Raw genomic sequence first — 3,634 nt, forward strand, 5'->3', positions numbered from 1 at the left:
TGCTGGCAACCTAGCTCGGTGCCAGGCCCACCTCCACTCACTACACGCACGATACTGGGGTCTTACTCTAGCTCCTCTCCAGCTACACAAGGGAGGAGCTTTTGTTTTTCATGCCGTTTCACTTATCAACAGGCCAGCTCCCATCCCAAACAGCGCTGCATCACTTGACCCAATAGGTACAGGGATCCGCAGAGGACAGCCGGTGGCTCAGTGGGGGTTTTGGGCTTGAGCAGCTGTGCTCGAAAAGCGGAGAGATTGGGCAGTGCCCGTGCTGAGGCGAGATGAGGCTGCAGGGTTCGGGCCAGTTGGGCCAGTTGGTCGGGATCCGTCCCAGAGTGGCCAGCAATTGGCAGAGCGAAAAAGCAATCTCCTGGTCGCAGCAGGGTGCTGAGAATGCCCTGGACATCTTTGGTGGTGAGGATGCCCACATACCAGGTGAGGGGGCCGGGTTGATGCTCATCCAGATAGCGACGGAGAGCCTGGGCAGCGGGCAAGTTGTGGGCTCCGTCCATCAGCAACTGACGGGATCCAATCTGCACCCGCTGTAGGCGCCCCGGCCAACGGGTGATGGCAAATCCTTTTTCTACAGTGGCATCAGGGATCCGCCAGCCCTGTTGCTGTAGGGTTTCCACAACGGCAAGAGCTACTGCCGCATTGGTGAGTTGTACATCGCCGCTGAGGGGCAGGGTGAGGAGCTGCCCTCGCCATTGGGCGGTTTGAGGCTCTGACCATTGTAGAGGGTCGACCACCCTCAGGGGGCTTTGCAACTGCTCTGCCTTGGCTTGGATAACTGCTGTGACCTCTGGAGTTTGGGGTGCGCACACTGCCGGGATCCCTGGCTTGAGAATACCCGCCTTTTCAGAGGCAATTTGGGGAAGGCTGTTGCCCAAGCGCTGCCAATGATCCCAGCCGATGGAGGTGATAGCCGTTACCACCGGCTCGATCCCAGCATTGGTAGCATCCAGCCGCCCCCCCAGGCCCACTTCTATCACTGCCACATCCACCTTTTGCCGGCGGAAGTACAGCCAAGCGGCAGCGGTGATAACCTCAAACTGGGTGGGAGAAGCCTCGTTGGGGGTATAGGTTTGTAGGCAGTCTCGCACCTGGGCCAGCGCTTGGCTCCAGTCGTTGGCGGAAATGTATTCCCCGTTCAGCCAAATCCGTTCCCGCCAGTCCACCAAATGGGGAGAGGTGTAGCGGCCCACACGATAGCCTGCCGCCCACAACACGTGGCTGACCCAGGCACAGACAGATCCTTTGCCGTTGGTGCCGGCTACGTGGATGGCCGGGATCCCAGCTTGGGGCTGTCCTAGACGCTGCAGCAAGACTTGCATGCGTTCCAGACTGAGATCCACACCAAAATGGCCCAGGGACTCCAGAAAGGCCGGCCAATCCCAGTCTGGGATCTGGGACAGGGTTAGGGACAAGTTGCTCTGGTTCAAGCAAAGACTCCGTCTTGCCAGGGTAGGTGAGATTTGGGATTTTTTCTAGGGATCAACAATTCTAGAGGTTCACTACAAAAGCGTCACGGATGCCCGGCTGCTTGAGCACCTCTTCCAGGATCCCATCCGGCAGGGGATCGTCCAAGCTGAGCACCATGACTGCATCGCCGCGGATGATCTTGCGCCCCACCTGCATGCTGGCGATGTTGACATTGTAGGCTCCCAGCAGGGTGCCAATCCGTCCGATGATTCCCGGCATATCCCGGTGCAGGGTCATCAGCATGTTGGCGGAAGGGGGCACATTCACCGGGAACTCGTCGATCTGGGTAATCCGCACCTCTCGCTCCCCAATCAACGCCCCCGAAACCGAGCGGATCCCATTGGGGCCGTGGGCAATCAACGTCAGGGATCCGGAATAATCTTTCAAGGAGGGATCTCGGGTTTCCACCACCCGAATGCCCCGTTCTTTAGCCTCAATGGAGGCGTTGACGTAGTTGACCCGCTCCCGCAGCGCCAGCGTCAAAAGCCCTTTGAGGGCGGCAATGACGATCGGCTGCCCATCTTTTTCCGCCAGATCTCCCTGCAGGCGGATCTCCAACTGGTTGACGCGATCCCCCGCCAATTGGCCAACCAAGTTGCCTAGGGTTTCGGCCAAGTCCAGGTAGGGTCTGAGGTTTTGCAGCACCTCTGCCTGTAGGCCGGGGATGTTCACGGCAGAGCGGGCCGGCAGCCCCAGCAACACATCGCGGATCTGCTCGGCCACATCGATGGCCACATTCACTTGGGCTTCTTCGGTGGAGGCCCCCAAGTGGGGAGTGAGCAGGACTTCTTTGCCCAGGGAAAACAGCGGGGAGTCCTTCAGGGGCTCATTGGCAAATACATCCAAAGCCGCTCCGGCAATTTGGCCGGATTTCAGGGCTTCGTACAGGGCTTGTTCATCCACCAAACCGCCGCGGGCGCAGTTGATCAGGCGAGCGGTCGGCTTCATCATGCGGAAGGTTTCGGCGTTGAACAGGTTGGTGGTTTCAGGGGTTTTGGGAATGTGCAAGGTGATGTAGTCCGATTCCTGCACCAAAGTTGTGAAGTCCACCAGGCGTACCCCCAGTTGCTCGGCCCGCTCCACGGATAGATAGGGGTCATAGGCCAGCAGCTTCATCCCCATCGCCTTGGCAATCTGGGCCACATGGGATCCAATCCGACCCAATCCGACAATCCCCAGCGTTTTTTTGTAGACTTCTACGCCGACAAACTCTTGCCGATTCCACAGGCCCGACTTCAGAGAGGCATTGGCATCGGGTATGTGGCGGGAGAGGGCCATCATCAAGGCAATGGCGTGCTCGGCAGCGGCAATGGTGTTGCCCTCTGGGGAGTTGACCACCAGGATCCCGGCTTTGGTTGCGGCGGGCACATCGATGTTGTCAACGCCAACGCCCGCCCGCCCGATGATTTTTAAGTTCGTCCCCGCCTCGATTACCTCTCGGGTAACCCGTGTACCAGAGCGCACCATGATGGCATCGTAGTTGGGGATGACCGCGATCAACTGCTCTGGGGTGAGCTGGGTTTGCACATCCACCTGAGCGACTTGGGAGAGAATGTCGATCCCCGCCTGATCGATGGGATCTGTGACGATGACTCTGGGCATAAGCAGCGCTGGTCTAGTGGGATGGAGGGCAGTAAGAAGCAGGGATTAGCGCAAGTTGAGGTGGATCTCACCGGCTGAGCCAAACTTTGACCCAACCCCAACCGGCACACCTTAATCTACCGCGAAAGTCCGCCGGTCAGTCGAAGGCTCGCTTCTGTGGAAAGCTGCCAGCTCCCAAAGGTTCTGAAGGCCGACAAACCCATCGAGCTGGCTCGGAGGAGAAATGGGCGCACTAGGACAGGGATCCCACCGGGGCAAGATATTTTCCGTCTATGAGAAAGATGCCATTGGCAAACTGCACGCTGTAGGTGCCCAACAGCCGTCGCTGCAGGATCACCCCTTGCTCGTGCAAGCGGATCAAATGGGCCGGGCGCAACATCGGCATTGGGTCAGCCGTTTTTAGGTAAGGAGGCATCTCCACCACTTGAACCGTTGCCCCCACCGGCAGTAAACCTTGGGCTTCAGACATAATGGGAGTCCATCCTGCAGCCGTTTCTAGCTTAGGTGACATACTCCTGCACTCATGCTGATGCAAAGCGCTCCGCGCCGC

Annotated in this window: 3 protein-coding genes; all 3 read right to left on the minus strand. The window is 58.7% G+C overall.

Translation table 11 applies throughout. The features are described from left to right. Nucleotides 1–125: 125 nt before the first annotated feature. The 3 genes from NW856_RS04360 to NW856_RS04370 all read right to left on the minus strand — a co-directional run bounded on the left by NW856_RS04360 (nucleotide 126) and on the right by NW856_RS04370 (nucleotide 3,553). The gene (locus tag NW856_RS04360) at nucleotides 126–1,442 is read right to left on the minus strand and encodes a bifunctional folylpolyglutamate synthase/dihydrofolate synthase (protein ID WP_414399297.1); all 1,317 of its coding nucleotides are present in this window, start codon (nucleotides 1,440–1,442) and stop codon (nucleotides 126–128) included. A 61-nt stretch (nucleotides 1,443–1,503) separates the two neighbouring features. Continuing rightward, the gene (serA, locus tag NW856_RS04365; protein ID WP_011433001.1) at nucleotides 1,504–3,084 is read right to left on the minus strand and encodes a phosphoglycerate dehydrogenase; all 1,581 of its coding nucleotides are present in this window, start codon (nucleotides 3,082–3,084) and stop codon (nucleotides 1,504–1,506) included. 232 nt (nucleotides 3,085–3,316) lie between these two features. Further along, on the minus strand, nucleotides 3,317–3,553 hold the full coding sequence (locus tag NW856_RS04370; RefSeq protein WP_011429589.1) for a DUF3148 domain-containing protein: 237 nt from the start codon (nucleotides 3,551–3,553) through the stop codon (nucleotides 3,317–3,319). Nucleotides 3,554–3,634 lie beyond the last annotated feature (81 nt).

Origin of the sequence: Synechococcus sp. R3-13, assembly GCF_047462195.1 — a bacterium.
In the GTDB taxonomy this organism is placed as follows: Bacteria; Cyanobacteriota; Cyanobacteriia; order Thermostichales; family Thermostichaceae; genus Thermostichus.

Bases quoted from the DNA above. Each gene is read 5' to 3' on its own strand.
- serA (WP_011433001.1), bottom strand. From the start codon at position 3,084: ATGCCCAGAGTCATCGTCACAGATCCCATCGATCAGGCGGGGATCGAC.
- NW856_RS04370 (WP_011429589.1), bottom strand. From the start codon at position 3,553: ATGTCTGAAGCCCAAGGTTTACTGCCGGTGGGGGCAACGGTTCAAGTG.